Raw genomic sequence first — 16563 nt, 5'->3', positions numbered from 1 at the left:
CTCCGGGGGACACGAAATGCTCAAGGCCCTCAAAATCGTTGCGGGCGCGGCACTGGTGGTGGCGGGCACGCTTTCTCCCGCGGTCGCGGGCGCGTCCACGCAGGCCGCGCCGGACTGCGAGTTCGGCGACACCTACGGTTACCGCGTCGACCGCGGCTATGTGAAAACCGACAGCGGAACATTGGTCGGCCAGGTGCAGTTGTGCCGGGACGGCAACTACAACTACTGGGGCTTTCTCCTGCTCGACCACTCGCCTACCGTGAGTCAGTACGGCAACGTGGTGCTCGAACGGGACCGCGACGGCATGCCGAGCTTTGTCGACTGCGACAGCCCGGGCGGCAACCACATCGTGCGGTCCGGACAGACTCGGTGCTGGACCCCCAAGCTCACCGGGCTCAGCGGCGCCTACACCTTCCTGGCCACAGGATCGCTGACCAGCAGCCACACCAACACGACCCTCGCCTTCGGCTACACGACCAAGCCGCGTTGACCGGTCCCGGGGCGCGGGCGCGCCCCCGGACCGCTCCCTCCTAGCGCACCGCCAGCCCCAGCACGGTGTCGCGGATCCCGGTGAACCGGCGGGCATGAGCGGCCCGGTTCACCAGCAGCGACGCCTTGGCCATCCGCTGCGTCGGCCGTCGGCGCAGCTTGTCGTAGCGGCGCAAACCGGTGGCGACCCCCAGCGTCGACACCGATTCCGCCAGCGTCACCGCGTCCACCAGCGCCTCGCACGCGCCACGGCCCATGTCCGGGGTCATCGCGTGCGCGGCGTCGCCGATCAACGCCACCCGACCGGCCACATAGGACGGAAGCGGTCGCTTGAGGTAGTACAAGTCGTTACGTGCCACCGTGTCCTCGGTCAGCTGCGCCAGCACACGTCGCACCTCGCCGTGCCAGTGCCCGAAATGCCCCCGCACCGCGGCCGCTTCGCCGCCGGGGAAGCGCTGCCGCTCCGGCGCCAGCACGCAGGCGTACCAGTTGGTGCGGTTGCCCTCCTGTGGCGTGACGCCGAACCGCGCTCGTTCGCCCCAAGTCTCGGCGAAGTCGGCGGTGTCCCCGTCCACGGTGCCCCGCCACGCCGTCGCCCCCACATAGACCGGCCGATAGGCGTCGCCGAACAGGGCCGTGCGAGCCGCGCTGTTGATGCCGTCGGCCGCCACCACCAGGTCGTAGCCGCGCAGCTCCCGCACGTCCGGCGCCGACGCGCCGAACTCCACCTCGCCGGCGGCCTTGTGCAGCAAGCGAAGCAGCGGCGGCCGCGACAGCAGATGGATCGGATCCTTCTGGGACATCGACGCGATCCGCGTCCCGTCGGGGCGTAACAGCGTCGTTCTCAGCTGCGGACGCCCCTGTTCCCGCGCCAGGTCGCCGACCCCGATCGCGTCCAGCGCCTTCACGGCGGCCGGCCACAGGCCCAGGGCCGTTCCCGTCTCCGGCAGCCCGCCGGCGCGCTCCAGCACCCGCACGTCCCAGCCGTCCATCCGCAGCCGTGCGGCCGCCGCCAGCCCGCCGATGCCGCCCCCGACCACCATCGCCGTCCTCGTCATGCCCCGACGATACTATGAACATAGTAGATTTCACTACGGATATAGTGCCCCGGTGCTTGCTCGCAGACGGGACCAGGTGCTCGACGCGGCCGTGGACGTGCTCGGCACCGACGGCATCCGGCGGCTGACCTACCAGGCGGTCGACGCCCGCGCCGGGGTGCCCGCCGGCACCACCTCCAACTACTTCCGCAGCCGGGACGCCCTGCTCGACGGCATCGTCGACCACATCGAGGCGCTCGACCGCGCCGACATCGCGCACATGGCGCTGGCCGCCGACGGGGTCGACGGCCTCGCCATGACGCTCGCCGGGTTCGTCCACCACGCCCTGGGACCAGGCCGGCCGCGCATCGTCGCCCGCTACGCGCTGTTCCTGGAAACCCTGGCCCGCCCCGAGCTCCGCGACGCCCTCACCCGCAGCCGCGAGGCGCTGGTCGTGCGCGGCGGCGACTGGCTGCGGGCCGTGGGCTCCGCCGACGCCACCGCGCACGCGCGGATCGTGCTGGACTTCCTCGACGGCGTGATCCTGCACCAGATCGCCATGCCATTGCCCGACTTCGACCCACTGCCCGGCATAGTCACTGTGCTGCGTGGTCTCGGCCTGCGTAGCGTCTGACGCCATGGATCATGCCGAGTCGATCGCCAGGCTCATGGCGACCAGCGTCACCGACCTGCCGGGACAGGTCGTGCTGACCCGGTTCCGCATGGCGCTCGCCGACAGTTGGGGACTCGCCGCCGGCGCGTCGGTGCTGGAGATCGGCTGCGGCCAGGGCGACATGACCGCCGTGCTCGCCGACGCGGTCGGCCCCGACGGGCGCGTGCTCGGCATCGACATCGCCCACCCGGACTACGGCGCGCCGGTCACCCTCGGCCAGTCCGCCGACCACCTGCTCGCCACGGACCTGGGCGAACGCATCGAGATCCGGTTCTCCACCGACGTCCTCGCCGCGAGCTTCCCCGCCGACGCCTTCGACCACGTCGTGCTGTCCCAATGCTCCTGGTACTTCGCCTCCTACGAGCAGCTGCGCGACACCCTCGCGCACGTACGGCCGTGGGCGCGGCGGCTGTGCTTCTCCGAATGGGACCTGCGGCCGACCGCCGTCGAGCAGGTCCCGCACCTGCTGGCAGTGCTCGCCCAGGGCCAGATCGAGGCCGCCGGCTCGCACGGCGACGGCAACGTCCGCACGGTCTTCGGCCGCGACGACATCCACCGTGTCCTGGCCGACGCCGGCTGGCATGTGGAGCGCACCGAGACTGTCGACGCCGCCGACATGCAGGACGCCGACTGGGAGATCGCCGCCTGCCTGGACTACGTCTCCGACAACGACCGCATGGCCGCCCTGCCCACGGAGGTCCGCCGCCTCGTCGCCACCCAGGCCGACCTGATCCGCGCCACCGCCCGTGACCGAGGCAACGCCGCCCTGCCCGCGTACACGATCGTCGCCGGCCGCTGAATCTCCGTCGGCATCACGGTGCACCGGATCAGCCGGCTCCTCCGACGTGCGGTTGACTGATGGGTGTGACCGACGACCTGCGCGCCGACTGCCCGAACTGCTTCGCCCTGTGCTGCGTCGCGCTGCCCTTCACCGCGTCCGCCGACTTCGCGATCACCAAGGCCGCCGGCACGCCCTGCCGCAACCTGCTCGCCGACCACCGCTGCGGCGTCCACTCCGACCTGCGCGCCAAGGGATTCCCCGGCTGCACCGTGTTCGACTGCTTCGGCGCCGGGCAGAAGGTCTCGCGGACCACCTTCGCCGGGCACGGCTGGCGCGACGCCGCCGAAGGCGACCGCCAGCGCGTGTTCAGCGCGTTCATGATCATGCGGCAGCTGCACGAGCTGCTCTGGTACCTCGCCCAGGCCCGCACCCTGCGGCCCGCCCGCTCCCTGCACGACCGGATCACCGCCGCCTACAACAAGGTCGAGGGCATCACACTGTCCGAACCGGACACTCTGCTGGCCGTGGACGTCCCCGCCCACCGCGAGGAGGTGAACGAACTCCTGCTGCGCGCCAGCGAACTCACCCGCGCCACCGTCAAGGGGAAGAAGCCGGACCGCCGGGGCGCCGACCTCATGGGCGCCAAGCTCAAGGGAGCCGACCTGGCCGGCGCCAACCTCCGCGGCGCGTATCTGATCGCCGCCGACCTCCGCCAGGCCGACCTGCGTCTCGCCGACGTGATCGGGGCGGACTTCCGCGACGCCGACCTGCGGGGCGCCGACCTGACCGACGCCCTGTTCCTCACCCAGGCCCAGGTCAATGCGGCCCGCGGCGACAAGAGCACGAAGATCCCGGACACGGTGACCCGCCCGGCGCACTGGGGAAAGTAGGTCTTCACCGGCGCGGCAGCAGCCGCTTCACGGCGCGGGACAGCACCTCCCGCGCCTCCTCGTCCGCCAACTCCGGCAGCGCGGAGATGGTGTCACTGAGCACGGCGATCGCCCGAACCGCCAGAATCTGGTCGGGCGTAGGGGAGTCGCCGTAGATGACGCGGGCGGCCCGGATGAGCAGGTCGTCCATCTTGCTGGCGGCCTTCATCCGGCCGTGCATCACCGGATCGGCGGCCAGCACGCTGATGGTGGCCCGGCGCGACACCGTCAGATCGGCGAAACCGTCGGCCACGGCGTCGATGCGGCGCTGCCGGCTGGTCTGCGCGGCGGCGTCGTCGATGATCGCGGACACCCGGGCGTACACGGGCTCGCAGATCGACTGCAGCAGCTCGAGCTTGGACGGGAAGTGGTAGTACACGGCGGCCTTGGTCAGCCCGAGCTCGTCGGCGATGTCCTGCAGCGACGTCGCGTCGTAGCCGCGGCCGGCGAACAGCGCCAGCGCCGCGTCCTGGATGCCGGCGCGGGTGCGGCGGGCCTGCTCGGCCCGGACTCCTGGGCTCACCCCGTCAGCCTCCCACTTTCACCTGCCGGGCGACAAGTGAGTCACTTGACGCTCGGCAGGTGAACAGGGGAAGGTGGGATGGGTAACCCCCTCTCACGATGGAGCAGAAACCATGCCGTTGCAGGGCGAGTACGAGCCCAGCGCCCAGGAGTGGGTGCGTGAGCAGGTCGACAAGTACGAGCGGTCCGGTGGCACCGAGGGCACCGAACTGCAGGGCGTGCCGGTCGTCGTGATCACCTCCGTCGGCTCGAAGTCCGGCAAGCTGCGCAAGAGCCCGGTGATGCGGGTCGAGCACGACGGCGTCTACGCCGCGGTCGCCTCCTACGGCGGCGCGCCCAAGCACCCCGTCTGGTACCACAACTTCAAGGCCAACCCGCTGGTCGAGCTGCAGGACAAGACCGTCAAGAAGGACTACCGGGCCCGCGAGGTCACCGGCGAGGAACGCGAGTTGTGGTGGCGGCGCGCCACCGAGGTCTGGCCGGCCTACGACGAGTACACGACCCGCACCGACAGGCAGATCCCGGTGTTCGTGCTGGAGCCCGTGAACTGAGGAAAACCGCTGGCCGATTTGGCTAGGGTTGCCGGCATGATCACCGTGCGTGCCGTGGGCGTCGACGACTGGGCCACCTGGCGCGAGCTGCGGCTGGCCGCGCTCGCCGACGCCCCGGACGCGTTCGGCGCGACGCTGCGGGAGTGGCAGGACGCCGACGAGCAGCGCTGGCGCGACCGACTCGCGGTGGGCCGCAACCTCGTCGCCGAGTTCGACGACAAGCCGGCCGGCATGGTCAGCGGATTCGACAACCCCGACGGCACCCTGGAACTGGGCACGCTGTGGGTCACTCCCGACGCCCGCGGCCGGGGCGTCGGCGAGGCGCTCATCGACGGCCTGGTGGACTGGGCGGGGGAGCGGACCGTGCGGCTGGAGGTCGTCACGTCCAACACCCACGCCCGGGATCTCTACCGCCGCAACGGTTTCGTCGACGAGCAGCAGGTCGGCGACCGGCTGACCATGGTGCACGCCGGCCCCACCGCCCGGTTCCTGGCCGAGCTCAACGCCGACATCTGGCAGCCCTACCGCGACGCCTACGCCGCCGGCGACACCGAGGCGTTCCTCGCCCTGCACACCCCGGAACTCATCCGCGCCGGCGGGCCCGGGAAAACCGTGCAGGGCTTCGACGAGTACGCCGCCGCTAGCCGCACCTGGCGGGCCGAGATGGACGAGCGGGGCAGCCGCGTCGCCATCGAGTTCCGGTTCACCGAGCGCATCACCGACGGCGAACTGGCCAGCGAGCGCGGCGTCTACCGCCTCACCGCCACCCGCGCCGACGGCGACCAGAAGGTGTTCCACGGCCACTTCCACACCTTCGCCCGCAAGATCTACGGCCACTGGCGCATCGCCGTCGACTACGACAACACCGACGCCAGCCCCGCCGACTTCGACGCCGCCACCGACCCCGACGACTTCACCGCGTACCTGACCCGCTGACCAACGCCTCGGCCAGCACCTGCCGCCGCGCGACGTCCTGCTGCGCCAACACCACGACAACTTGCACCGCGACCAAACTTGCACCCAGTCCAATATTCTCGTACGGTGGCGACGTGGCCGACACCGACGGACCGGGCCTGCGGGAACGCAAGAAGCTGCAGACCTGGCGCACCATCCGGGCCGCCGCGTTCCGGCTGATCGAGGAGCGCGGCTACGAGGCGGTGAGCGTGGAGGAGATCGCCGCCGCGGCCAACGTCTCCCGCAGCACGATGTTCAACTACTTCCCCAGCAAGGAAGCCATCGTGCTGGACCCCGACCCGGAGGAGCCGGAGGTCTGGCGGGCGCTGATGCGCGACCGCCCGGCCGACGAGCCGCTGTGGCCGGCACTGGAGGCGATGCTGCTCGCCTACATGGCGACGTTCTCCGACCGCCTCGCCGTGCAGAAGCGCCTCAAGGCGACGTCGCCGAAGCTGGCGGAGTCGGCCCGCGACCACGGCGAGCAGTTCGCCGCCGAGCTGCGGGCCTGGGCCGCCGAGCGCACGGCTCCCGGCCACGAGATCGAAACCACCCTCATGCTCAACACCGCCCAGGCGGTGTTGGCCACCGCCTACACCATGTGGTCGCCGGACGACGGCTTCGACCGCCTGCTCGACATCGCCCGTGACTGCTTCGCGCGGGCGAGCCACGGATTCTCCTGACCGCTAAGGACACGTCTGCATGAGCAAGATCTGGTTCATCACCGGCGCCTCCCGCGGCTTCGGCCGCAGCTGGACCGTCGCCGCCCTGGAGCGCGGCGACAAGGTCGCCGCCACCGCCCGCGACCTGGGCAAGCTCAAGGACCTCGTCGACACCTACGGCGACGCGATCCTGCCGATCCAGCTCGACGTGACCGACCGCGCCGCCGACTTCGCCGCCGTGCGGCAGGCCCACGCCCACTTCGGCCGGCTCGACGTCGTGGTCAACAACGCCGGCTACGGCCACTTCGGCTTCGTCGAGGAGGTCACCGAGGCCGAGGCGCGGGCCCAGTTCGACACCAACCTGTTCGGCGCGCTGTGGGTCACCCAGGCGGCGATCCCGCTGATGCGCGAGCAGGGCTCCGGCCACATCGTGCAGATCTCCAGCATCGGCGGCGTCGCCGCGTTCCCGACCGTCGGCATCTACAACTCCTCGAAGTGGGCGCTGGAGGGCTTCAGCGAGGCCCTGGCCCAGGAGGTCGCCGGCTTCGGCATCAAGGTCACGATGATCGAGCCCGGCGGCTACGCCACCGACTGGGGCACCGCCTCGGCCGTGCACTCCGAGCCGCACCCGGCCTACCAGCCGATGCGCGACGCCATGGCCGAGCGCCGCTCCTCGCTGACGGCCGCGCAGCCCGGACCCGACGACACCACCGCGGCGGTGTTCGCGGCCATCGACGCCGAGAACCCGCCGCGGCGGCTGCTGCTGTCCGGCATCGCCTACGACATCGCGCAGAACGTCTACGCGGAGCGGGTGAAGACCTGGTCGGAGTGGGAGGAAACCTCCCGCTCCGCCTGACAACACCGCCCCTGGTTCTTCACGTGAGTGGCTCACTTCGCGCCAGCAGCGCACGTGAGCCACTCACGTGCGGCGAGATGCTGGGGCCGGGGGTGTCAGGCGAAGGCGGCGCGGTTGCGTTCCGCCCACGCGCGGAACGTGCCCGCCGGCCGGCCGGTCACCCGCTGCACGGTCGGATGCACCACGGAGGTGAAGTCCTCCAACGCCGTCGCCCGCAGCGCCATGATCGCGTCGGCCATCTCGTCGGGCACGCCGTGGGAGATGATCGCCTGCCGGGCGGCCGCCGGCTCGACCTCGACGAACCGCAGCGGCCGCCCGAGCGCCGCGCCGAGGATCTCCACCTGCTCGCCCGGGGACAGCGCCTGCGGCCCCGACAGCGTCAGCACCTGCCCGGTGTCGGCGGTGGTCAGCGCGACCGCGGCCACCGCTGCGATGTCCACCGGGTCGATCACGGTGACGCGGCCGTCGGCGTAGGGGGCGAACACCGCGCCCTGCTCCCGGATCGGGCCGGCCCACATCAGGGCGTTCGACATGAACCCCATGGGCCGCAACATGATCCACGGCACGCCCGATTCCCGCACCGCCCGTTCGCCCGCACGGTGCCAGGCCGGGATCGGGTCGGTCGCGGTGTCGTCGCCGACCCGTCCGCTGGACAGCTTCACGATCCGCCGCACGCCCGCCTGTGCCGCCGCGTGGGCGACAGTCTTGTCGTGCAAGGGAATCTGCGAGCCGCCGGTCAGCAGGAACACACCGTCCACACCGGACACCGCTCTTGCCACCGCCTCCGGGTCGCCCAGGTCGGCGCGCACCACCTCGACGCCGTCGGGCAGCCGCGCCCGCTCCGGGTTCCGGGTGGTCGCCCGCACCTTCAGGCCCCGAGCCAGCAGCTCGTCCACCACCGTGCGGCCGATCTCCCCGGTCGCGCCCGTCACCAGAATCATGTCGTCTCCTTCAGTCGGTCGAGCACGTCGTCGTGCCACGCCAGCTCGGCACGCAGCCGTGCCACGCAGTGCTCGAAGATCAGCGGCTCCAGCCCCACCAGATCCGGCGCGGCCGTCTCCCGTTCCCGTTCGAACTGCGCCAACCGGTCGGCCACCGTCCGTCGCCGCGCGGTGAACGCCGTCGTCAGCTCGTCGGGGGACAGGTCGGGCGTGAACTGCAGCGCCAGGTCCACCGGGTCCGGCAGCAGCCGCACGTCCGCCAGGGCGGCGTCCCGCTGCGCCACCAGTTCCGCCCGGCCGGCCGCCGTGATCTCGAAGACCGTCCGCTCCGGCGGATTCCCGTCACGCTCCGTGCGCGCCACCCGGACCAGGCCCTCTTCGGTCATCCGCTTCAACGCGTTGTAGAGGGAGCCCGGCTTGACGTCCGTCCACAGCTCGGTGCGGTCGAGCTGGGCCGCCTGCCGGATCGCATAGCCGTGCAGCGGCCCGCGCCGGGCCAGTGCGCTGAGGGCGAAGAGACGCGTGCTGTTCACGCTCGTAGTCAAACACGACTATGAATCCGTAGTCAAACGCGACTATGGACCGGAGATCGACTCCGCCGACGCGGCTAGTACGGTGTGCTCTGCCTGGAACACGACGCTGTCCTGCCAGCGAAGGGGTCCTCATGAGCTACGGTCCGCCGTCCCAACCGGCCACGCCTGATTCCGGGGACAGCGCTCCGACGCCCCCACGGCACCCAGAGCCTGCCTCGCCGGCACCGGACCCCGCCGCCTACGCCCAGCAAACTCCGGCGTCCGATCCCATCGCACCGCAGCCGGACACGGCCGCGTACGGCGCGCCGACGCCGCCGTACGGACAGCCGCAACAGCCGTGGGCCACCCCCCACGTCCCCCCGCCCCAGACCGCCCCGTCCACGGGCCCCGGGCTGGCCGTGGTCGCGCTGCTCGTCGGCTTGTTCGGCTGCATCGTGTGGGCGCTCCCCATCGACGAGGACAGGGCGCGGCACTTCCTGCCGTTCCCGTTCGCGGTGGCCGGGATCGTGCTGTCGATCATGTGCCTGAACGGACGCGGCCGCGGCGGGACCACCGCCGCGATCGGCCTGGTGCTGTCCAGCCTCGCGCTCGTCCTGGGCATCATCATGGCGAGCAACGAGTTGTTCCTGCACGCGTTCTGAGCGCGAAACTCGGTCGTCGGCATCGACCGATCGCCGTAGCGTGCACGGCCATGAGCGACATCGAACGCGAATCACTGCTGGAATTCCTGCAACGACAGCGGGACCTGGTGCCGTGGAAGGTCCAGGACGCCGACGACGACGTGCTGCGCGCGGTGCGCACCCCGACCGGCCTGAGCGCGCACGGCATCGTGCTGCACCTGACCAACTGCGAGCGCAGCTGGTTCCGCTGGGCCTTCGCCGACAAGGCGGCCCTGATGTTCGACTACACCGAGGACGACCCCGACGCCGACTTCAAGCCGTCCCCCGACGTCACCATGGCCCAGCTGCTGGCCGACTACGCCGCCGAGACCAAGCGGTGCGACGAGGTCATCCTCGCCGCCGAGTCCCTCGACGACCTCGCCGTGCACCGCGACCGGTCGCTGCGCTGGATCATGCTGCACATGATCGAGGAGACCGCCCGCCACCTCGGCCACCTCGACCTGCTGCGCGAACAGGCCGACGGCGCGGCGGGTGAGCGGCCGGGGGTCTAGCCCGCCGGCCTAGCTGTATTGACCGGGGACGTTGGTTGTGTGACGACACGATCTGACTGATCTTGATCCGGGAAGACCTCCCGGGTGGTGTGGAGCTGTCTGACGGCATCCGACCACGACCGGGAGGTCTTCGTGTCCCACGCTAACGCAGCGCTGACCCCGCGCGCCCGGCTACGCCTGGCCCAACTCATCGTCGAGCAGGGCTGGCCGATCGCCCGCGCCGCCGAGCGGTTCGCGGTCTCCTGGCCCACCGCCAAACGCTGGGCCGACCGATACCTGACCGCGGGCCACGCCGGCATGAACGACCGCTCCAGCCGGCCCCACCACAGCCCCCGACGAACCCCGGCACCGGTCGTACGCACGGTCGTGCACCTGCGGTGGCGCCACCGGCTCGGCCCAGTCGCGATCGCCCGCATGGTCGGCATCGCCCCTCGACCGCCCACCAGATCCTGCGGCGGTGTCGGATCAACCGCCTCTCCACGCTGGACCGCCGCACCGGGGAACCGATCCGCCGCTACGAGCACCCCGCGCCCGGTGACCTGCTGCACGCCGACGTCAAGAAACTGGGCAACATCCCCGACGGCGGCGGCTGGCGGTTCGTCGGCCGGGTCCAAGGCAAACACAACCGATCCGCCACCCCCGGCACCGCCCGCAACGCCCACTACAACCCCAAACTCGGCCACGGGTTCGTGCACGTCGTGCTCGACGACCACAGCCGCGTGGCCTACGCCGAGATCCACAACGACGAGACCGCCGCCACCGCGGCCGCTGTCCTACGACGAGCGGTCGCCTGGTTCGCCGCACGCGGAGTCCGACCAGTACGGGTGCTGACCGACAACGGCTCCTGCTACCGCGGCAAACTCTGGCGCGAGGCCTGCGCCGAGCTGGGCATCCGCCCCAAACACACGCGTCCTTACCGGCCGCAGACCAACGGCAAGGTCGAACGCTTCAACCGCACGCTCGCCCAGGAATGGGCCTTCGCCCGCCACTACCCCGGCGAGCAGGCCCGACGCAAAGCCTTGCCGGCATGGCTACACCAGTACAACCATCACCGCATCCACACCGCCATCGGAGGCCACCCACCGATCAGCAGGTTGACCAACCTCTCCGGTCAATACACCTAGCGCAGCTCCGCCACTATCTTCGCCATCTCCTCATAGCTGGCCGGGATCGTGTCGGCCAGGCCCAGCCGGTGCCGTTCGATGCGCACGGCGCCGGTGTGCACGGCCCGGTACAGCGCGGAGCGCCAGGCGGCGGCAGGGGAGTCCGAGGGCCGGCCGTAGGTGTCCCAGAACGCGTCCCGGTCGGTGCCGGGGCGGCGGCCGGCCTCGTAGATGCTCCAGTCGGCGGCGGGATCGCCCCACGACGCCCGGTCGTGGTCGAAGACGCCGACGATGCGTTCGCCGTCCAAACGAACATTGGGAACCCAGAGGTCGCCGTGCAGCAGGCGGGGCTCGGTGATCTCGTCCAGCACGGCGGTGTTCTTGGCGGCCAGGGCGGCGACCTCGAGCATGTCCGACGCGTCGAGGCCGGCGTCGCGCAGGTCGGCGACGGTGTCATCCACAATGGACAGCACCGCCTCGCTCCAGGTGGCGAAGGTGGGCCCGGCGGGGCGGCCGAAGCGGGTGCCGCGCACGCCGTGGACGGTCCGCACGATCTCGCCGAGCTGACGGAAGAAGCCGGGCTTGTCGGTCAGCGCCCGGAAGCCGTCCGGCCCGGACACGCCGCCCAGCATCGTCTGGAACGTGTAGTCCCGGGGCACGAGATCATGTGTGAAGTCCACGAACAGCGTGCGCGGCATCAGGCCGGCGATGGGAGCGAAGAACGGCAGCGAAGCATGCTCGTGCCGCATGAAATCCCGCTCGATCCGGTACGACCACTGCGGCGCGACCCGCAGAATCACCGGCTCCGAGCCGAAATCCACCCGGTACGTCGTGTTGAACGAGCCGCCGGCCAGCTCCACCGCCGACACCGGCTCCCGCCCGAACCCCCGACGGCACACGGCCGCGACCTGCTCGGCGGTCAACGACCGCTGGAACGCCCCGTCGCCACGCGTGATCGACTCGAATCGCACCCGCCGACCCTGTCACGCCCGCCGCCGCCCCGCGAACCCATTACGGCGCGAACACCGGCGCCTACTCGTCCTTCTCCAGCGGGTCCTCGGCGTGCGTGTAGAGGGCGTCGGCGACCTTCTTGCACAGCTCGGCGAACATGCTGCGCTCACCCGGCGACAGCACCGCCGCGGCGATGGCGGCCGCGTCCCGGCGGCTGTCGGCGGCGCGGTGCAGGAACTCCAGGCCGGCCGGCGTCAGCGTGGTGGTGAGTTCCCGCCGGTCCACGCCGTCGGCGATCTGCGTGACCAACTCGTGGTCCTTGAGGAAACGAAGCGCCTTGGACGTGCTCTGCCGCGACACCCCCAGCGCGCTGCTCAGCTGGGACGGCGTCATCCGACCGCGCAGCCGCAGGTTCTCCAGCACGTCGTACTGCTGCCAGCTGACGTGCTCCGGATTTGTCCTGGTCCGGCGAGCCACCAGCACGCACTGCAGGTGCGTCAGCGCGTCCTCCAGCTCCGACGGCACGGCCGACGCTGCTGCCTGAGGTTCACCCACGGTGGTCATAGACGCCTCGCAATGTGCGTTCGCGGCGGGGATCGGGCCCACGCCTTACGATTTCCGCAGGGAAAATATAGCAGCGCGGCGGCGGCGACGCCGCCGAACGGCGCCAGCCGTCAGGACGCGGTGGCCAGGGCCTCGGCGAACCAGGCCCGGACCCGGTCCACCTGGGCCCGGTCGGTCAGCGGCAGGTCCCGGTGGCTGATGCGGCCGCTGCGGGTCAGCAGGTGCAGCGCGAACTCCTCGGGCGGGCGGCCCACGTGCTCGTGCACGTGCTCGAACCAGTCCCGGCTCGTCTCGGCGACGTGCTGCAACCGCTGCACCGCCGGCTGCCGCGCCGCCTGGTACGCGGCGAGGGCGTCGGGGACGCGGCGGTGGTCAGTCAGCGCCATCGCCAGCGCGACGGCGTCCTCCATGGCCAGCTTGGTGCCGGAGCCGATGGAGAAGTGCGTGGTGTGCGCGGCGTCGCCGAGCAGCACGAGGTTGCCGTGACTCCACCGCTCGTTGTGCACGGAGAGGAACCGGCCCCACCGCGGGTTCGCGCAGAACAGCTGGTGGCCGTCGAGGAGTTCGTCGAACTGCCTCGCGATCGCCTCGGGCACGCGGCCGGGGTCCTCGAGGCCGCTGGCGCGCAGCACACGGTCGGTGGTCTCCACGATGAAGGTGCTGCGCCCCGGCGCGTACGGATAGGCGTGCACCTGCATCGGCCCGTGCTCGGTCTCCACCACCGCGAACGTCAGGGCGTCGAAGACGCGGTCGGTGGCCAGCCACAGGTAGCGTGAGTCACGCGGCTCCACCCGGGCGCCGAACGCGTCCGCGTACGTGTTGCGGGCCGACGACCCCACGCCGTCGGCCGCCACCACGACGTCGAAGTCATTGCGTAGCAACGGCAACGGGGGAGCGGCGGTGCCGAACCTGAGGTCCACGCCCCGGCTCTCGCACCGTAGCCGCAGCAACCGGGACAGCTGCCGGCGCTCGATCGCGGAGAAGCTGTAGCCCGGATGCGACAGCGTCCGGCCGCGATAGGTCACGTCGACGGACTCCCAGCGCACGAAGCTCTCGATGAGCCGGTCGAACAGCTCCGGATCGGCGGCCTGCACGCCGCCGAGGGCGCCGTCGGAGAACACGACGCCGTAGCCGACGCTGTCGCCGGCCGCGCCCCGCTCCCACAGGACCACTTCGTGCCGTGGGGCGACCTTCTTCACCAGGGCCGACAGATACAGCCCGCCTGGACCTCCACCGATGACGGCGATGCGCATGGGGTTTCCCTCCCGTGCGGTCGTATCGTTGCCAACAGGAAAACACTGGCAACGCGACCGTGCAACCCGTGTGTCGTAAAGTGTTGGCATGCAAGGGAATCTGCGTGACGGCTGCACGAAATTGCGACCTCCCCCTTGCCCACGGACAACCGGTTGACCGGAACGGCGCGATCGGGGGGGAGTCGGGCGGGCAGATCGCGCCGCTCGATCGTCCCCGGCGATTCGCCCGCGTCGATTCCGGGTACTCGACGTGCCACTGGGGGCTCGGAGTGCGTCGTGAGGGGTGCGCACAAATCCGGCCGGCAACGCTGTAGCAATGACGCACGCCCTCAACATCATTTCCAGGCGTTAATCATCTATGACGACAGAGCGAATGGTCGATCGGACTTCGAAATGTGCCCGAAAGGCCCTGCCTCCGCCGGACGGAGCAAGGGGAACGACATCCGATGCCGACGGTCGCGGGTCGCCGCCCCGGTTGATCTCGGCATGCTGAACTGCGCAGATGCAGAGTCAAACGCGCGAAACGTGACTTCAGGAAGACGGCGGGCATCGTTAGTTACACGCTGTTGAACCCCCACTCTTTCGGCCCTTGCCGCCCCTCGTTCGAGTTGACACCTCAAGCCAGCGGGAGGCAGGATGGTTTCTGTCAGACAACCAGATGGGGGTCGACGGGAGAGTCCGGAGATCGTTGTCCGGACCCCGTGAATGCGTTTTACCCACGGTAACTCCGTCGTACCTCGACGCGAGGAGGTCCTGACGTGCCGATTGAGGCTGTGCGCCACCGACAACTAGACACGATCGCCGGCGGGGCCGACCGCGCGAACCAGCCGGTGCTGACAACCCTGTTCGCCCGGTCCGCGGAGGCGTTCGCCGACCGGACCGCGCTGGTCGAGGGCGACCGGAAAACCACATACGCGGAGCTGGACGCGATGTCCGACCGCGTCGCCGCGCGGCTGCGCGACAACGGCGTCGCCGTCGGCGAGCCGGTCGGCGTGCATCTCGCTCGCCGCACCGAGCTCTACGCCGTGATGCTGGGCGTGCTCAAGGCCGGCGCGTGCGTCGTGCCGCTCAATCCCGAGCACCCGGCGCTGGTCGTCGACCGCATCGTGGCCGAGGCCGGCCTGCGCGTGCTCGTGCACGACGACGCCCGCAGCTTCGACCCGCCGCTGCGCACGATCCCCGTCGAGGACGCCGTCAGCGGCGACGGCGCACCGCCGCAGACCGTGCCGCTGACCGGCGAGAGCCCGGCGTACCTGATGTTCACCTCCGGCTCGACCGGCCGCCCCAAGGGCGTCCGCATCGCCCACCGCGGCCTGGCCCGCCTCGGTCCCGACCAGGGCGAGCTGGCCGTCACCGAGCACGACACCCTGGTGCAGCTGGCGGCGTACTCCTTCGCCGCCTCCACCATCGAGATCTGGTTGAGCCTGCTGCACGGCGCCACGCTGGTCGTGCCGCCGCCGGGCCTGCCGTCGCTGGGCGCGTTGCGGGATCTGGTGCGCCGCAACGGGGTCACCGTCCTGAGCATGCCGGGTGGACTGTTCAATCTGGTCGTCAGCGAGGAGCCGGACACGCTGCGCGGGCTGCGCGCGGTGCTGCTCAGCGGCGACTTCCCCTCGCCGTCGCACCTGGCGCGGGCCACCGAGCTGGTCGACGTCGTCTACAACGGCTACGGCTGCACCGAGAACTCCACGATCTCCCTGGTCTACCCGATGCGCACCGCCGAGGACGTCACCCGCCACGACCGCGTGCCCGTCGGCCGGCCGCTGCCCGGCGTCGAGGCGCTCATCCTGGACGACGACCTGCGCCCCTGCCCACCCGGCGAGGTCGGGCAGCTGTGCCTGGGCGGCGCCGGCGTCGCACTGGGCTACCTCGATCCCGCCCTGACGGCCGAGAAGTTCGCCGACGGCCAGGACGGCCCGCTCTACCGCACCGGCGACCTGGCCCGGCGCACCGCCGACGGCGACGTGATCCTGGTCGGCCGCGCCGACAGCATGGTCAAGATCCGCGGTTTCCGGGTGGAGACCAGCGAGGTCGAGCTCGCGCTGCGGGAGCACCCGGCCGTCCGGCAGGCGGTGGTCAAGGCGTTCGGCGACCACACCGAGGAGAAGCGGCTGGTCGCCTTCTACTCCACTGTGGACGGACAGGCCGGCGATCCCGCCGTGCTGCTGGCCCACCTGGCCGAGCGGGTGCCCCGCTACGCCCTGCCCGCGCAGCTGCGTCACCTGGACCAGTTGCCGCACAACGTGAACGGAAAGATCGACCGCGCCGCGCTGACCGAGACCGACGCGCTGCGCCCGACCGCGAAAGGCGACATCACCATGAGCGACTCCGCAGCCCTGATCGAGCCGGTCGTCCTGCAGGCCTGGCGGGACATCTCCGGCGCCGCCGACTTCACCACCACCGACTCCTTCCTCGGCCACGGCGGCAACTCGCTGCACTTCGTCCAGCTGGCCCACCGGCTGCAGAAGATCTTCGCGGTGGACGTGGAGACCGAGGACGTGTTCCGGCACGGCACCGTCGAGCAGCTGGCCGCGTTCATCGACGGCGCGCGCGAGCGCCAGTCGGTCGGCCGCTGACCCGACCGCCCTGGGGGAGA

The 16563-nt window shown here is 70.9% G+C and carries 18 protein-coding genes and 1 pseudogene; 12 read left to right on the top strand and 7 right to left on the bottom strand.

Annotated features, from left to right (window positions below):
- Positions 1-16: 16 nt before the first annotated feature.
- The gene (locus BJ998_RS44805) at positions 17-490 is read left to right on the top strand and encodes a hypothetical protein (RefSeq protein ID WP_184870245.1); all 474 of its coding nucleotides are present in this window, start codon (positions 17-19) and stop codon (positions 488-490) included.
- A gap of 40 nt (positions 491-530) precedes the next feature.
- On the opposite strand, the gene BJ998_RS44800 is transcribed toward BJ998_RS44805, so the two are convergent.
- A complete protein-coding gene (locus BJ998_RS44800) occupies positions 531-1547 on the bottom strand; it encodes an FAD-dependent monooxygenase (protein ID WP_184870244.1) in 1017 nt (338 codons plus the stop codon).
- Positions 1548-1599: 52 nt separating this feature from the next.
- Between BJ998_RS44800 and BJ998_RS44795 the strand changes: the two genes are divergently transcribed.
- From BJ998_RS44795 to BJ998_RS44785, 3 genes are read left to right on the top strand one after another with little or no spacing between them, the layout of a single operon-like run.
- The gene (locus BJ998_RS44795) at positions 1600-2160 is read left to right on the top strand and encodes a TetR/AcrR family transcriptional regulator (protein ID WP_312890689.1); all 561 of its coding nucleotides are present in this window, start codon (positions 1600-1602) and stop codon (positions 2158-2160) included.
- A 4-nt stretch (positions 2161-2164) separates the two neighbouring features.
- Positions 2165-2998 carry a class I SAM-dependent methyltransferase gene (locus BJ998_RS44790; RefSeq protein WP_221339640.1) on the top strand — a complete coding sequence of 278 codons (834 nt, stop codon included), beginning with the start codon at positions 2165-2167 and terminating at the stop codon, positions 2996-2998.
- Positions 2999-3057: 59 nt separating this feature from the next.
- Positions 3058-3870, top strand: coding sequence for a pentapeptide repeat-containing protein (locus BJ998_RS44785; RefSeq protein WP_184870242.1), 813 nt, complete (start codon positions 3058-3060; stop codon positions 3868-3870).
- A gap of 4 nt (positions 3871-3874) precedes the next feature.
- Here BJ998_RS44785 and BJ998_RS44780 read toward each other — a convergent pair whose 3' ends face one another.
- Positions 3875-4432, bottom strand: coding sequence for a TetR/AcrR family transcriptional regulator (locus BJ998_RS44780; RefSeq protein WP_184870241.1), 558 nt, complete (start codon positions 4430-4432; stop codon positions 3875-3877).
- Positions 4433-4544: 112 nt separating this feature from the next.
- On the opposite strand from BJ998_RS44780, the gene BJ998_RS44775 reads away from it, so the two are divergent.
- The 4 genes from BJ998_RS44775 to BJ998_RS44760 all read left to right on the top strand — a co-directional run bounded on the left by BJ998_RS44775 (position 4545) and on the right by BJ998_RS44760 (position 7451).
- The gene (locus BJ998_RS44775) at positions 4545-4982 is read left to right on the top strand and encodes a nitroreductase family deazaflavin-dependent oxidoreductase (protein WP_184870240.1); all 438 of its coding nucleotides are present in this window, start codon (positions 4545-4547) and stop codon (positions 4980-4982) included.
- A gap of 36 nt (positions 4983-5018) precedes the next feature.
- Positions 5019-5918: a GNAT family N-acetyltransferase gene (locus BJ998_RS44770; protein WP_184870239.1), complete on the top strand. Its 900-nt coding sequence runs from the start codon at positions 5019-5021 to the stop codon at positions 5916-5918.
- A gap of 113 nt (positions 5919-6031) precedes the next feature.
- Positions 6032-6616: a TetR/AcrR family transcriptional regulator gene (locus BJ998_RS44765; protein WP_312890688.1), complete on the top strand. Its 585-nt coding sequence runs from the start codon at positions 6032-6034 to the stop codon at positions 6614-6616.
- Between the two features lie 19 nt (positions 6617-6635).
- The gene (locus BJ998_RS44760) at positions 6636-7451 is read left to right on the top strand and encodes an SDR family oxidoreductase (RefSeq protein WP_184870238.1); all 816 of its coding nucleotides are present in this window, start codon (positions 6636-6638) and stop codon (positions 7449-7451) included.
- 95 nt (positions 7452-7546) lie between these two features.
- Here the strand turns inward: BJ998_RS44760 and BJ998_RS44755 are convergent, their stop codons facing one another.
- Positions 7547-8392 carry an NAD(P)H-binding protein gene (locus tag BJ998_RS44755; protein WP_184870237.1) on the bottom strand — a complete coding sequence of 282 codons (846 nt, stop codon included), beginning with the start codon at positions 8390-8392 and terminating at the stop codon, positions 7547-7549.
- Complete coding sequence (locus BJ998_RS44750; protein ID WP_184870236.1) at positions 8389-8925, bottom strand: PadR family transcriptional regulator; 537 nt, start codon at positions 8923-8925, stop codon at positions 8389-8391. The genes BJ998_RS44755 and BJ998_RS44750 overlap by 4 nt, the downstream gene beginning before the upstream one ends.
- Before the next feature lie 131 nt (positions 8926-9056).
- Here BJ998_RS44750 and BJ998_RS48355 point away from each other — a divergent pair, with 131 nt between their 5' ends.
- From BJ998_RS48355 to BJ998_RS44735, 3 genes and pseudogenes are all read left to right on the top strand, one after another.
- Positions 9057-9566: a hypothetical protein gene (locus BJ998_RS48355; protein ID WP_184870235.1), complete on the top strand. Its 510-nt coding sequence runs from the start codon at positions 9057-9059 to the stop codon at positions 9564-9566.
- 50 nt (positions 9567-9616) lie between these two features.
- Positions 9617-10096: a DinB family protein gene (locus BJ998_RS44740; protein WP_184870234.1), complete on the top strand. Its 480-nt coding sequence runs from the start codon at positions 9617-9619 to the stop codon at positions 10094-10096.
- A gap of 132 nt (positions 10097-10228) precedes the next feature.
- A pseudogene (locus tag BJ998_RS44735) lies at positions 10229-11220 on the top strand (IS481 family transposase).
- Here the strand turns inward: BJ998_RS44735 and BJ998_RS44730 are convergent.
- The 3 genes from BJ998_RS44730 to BJ998_RS44720 form a co-directional block, all read right to left on the bottom strand.
- Positions 11217-12170: a phosphotransferase family protein gene (locus BJ998_RS44730; RefSeq protein ID WP_184870233.1), complete on the bottom strand. Its 954-nt coding sequence runs from the start codon at positions 12168-12170 to the stop codon at positions 11217-11219. The pseudogene BJ998_RS44735 and the gene BJ998_RS44730 overlap by 4 nt on opposite strands.
- Before the next feature lie 61 nt (positions 12171-12231).
- On the bottom strand, positions 12232-12714 hold the full coding sequence (locus tag BJ998_RS44725; RefSeq protein WP_184870232.1) for a MarR family winged helix-turn-helix transcriptional regulator: 483 nt from the start codon (positions 12712-12714) through the stop codon (positions 12232-12234).
- A gap of 110 nt (positions 12715-12824) precedes the next feature.
- Complete coding sequence (locus tag BJ998_RS44720) at positions 12825-13967, bottom strand: FAD-dependent monooxygenase (protein WP_184870231.1); 1143 nt, start codon at positions 13965-13967, stop codon at positions 12825-12827.
- 758 nt (positions 13968-14725) lie between these two features.
- Here BJ998_RS44720 and BJ998_RS44715 point away from each other — a divergent pair.
- On the top strand, positions 14726-16543 hold the full coding sequence (locus BJ998_RS44715; RefSeq protein ID WP_184870230.1) for a non-ribosomal peptide synthetase: 1818 nt from the start codon (positions 14726-14728) through the stop codon (positions 16541-16543).
- Positions 16544-16563: the final 20 nt, after the last annotated feature.

It is taken from the genome of Kutzneria kofuensis, from assembly GCF_014203355.1.
In the GTDB taxonomy this organism is placed as follows: Bacteria; Actinomycetota; Actinomycetes; order Mycobacteriales; family Pseudonocardiaceae; genus Kutzneria; species Kutzneria kofuensis.
Note: the sequence above shows the minus strand (reverse complement) of the source record. Positions and strands in the feature narration are given on the sequence as shown.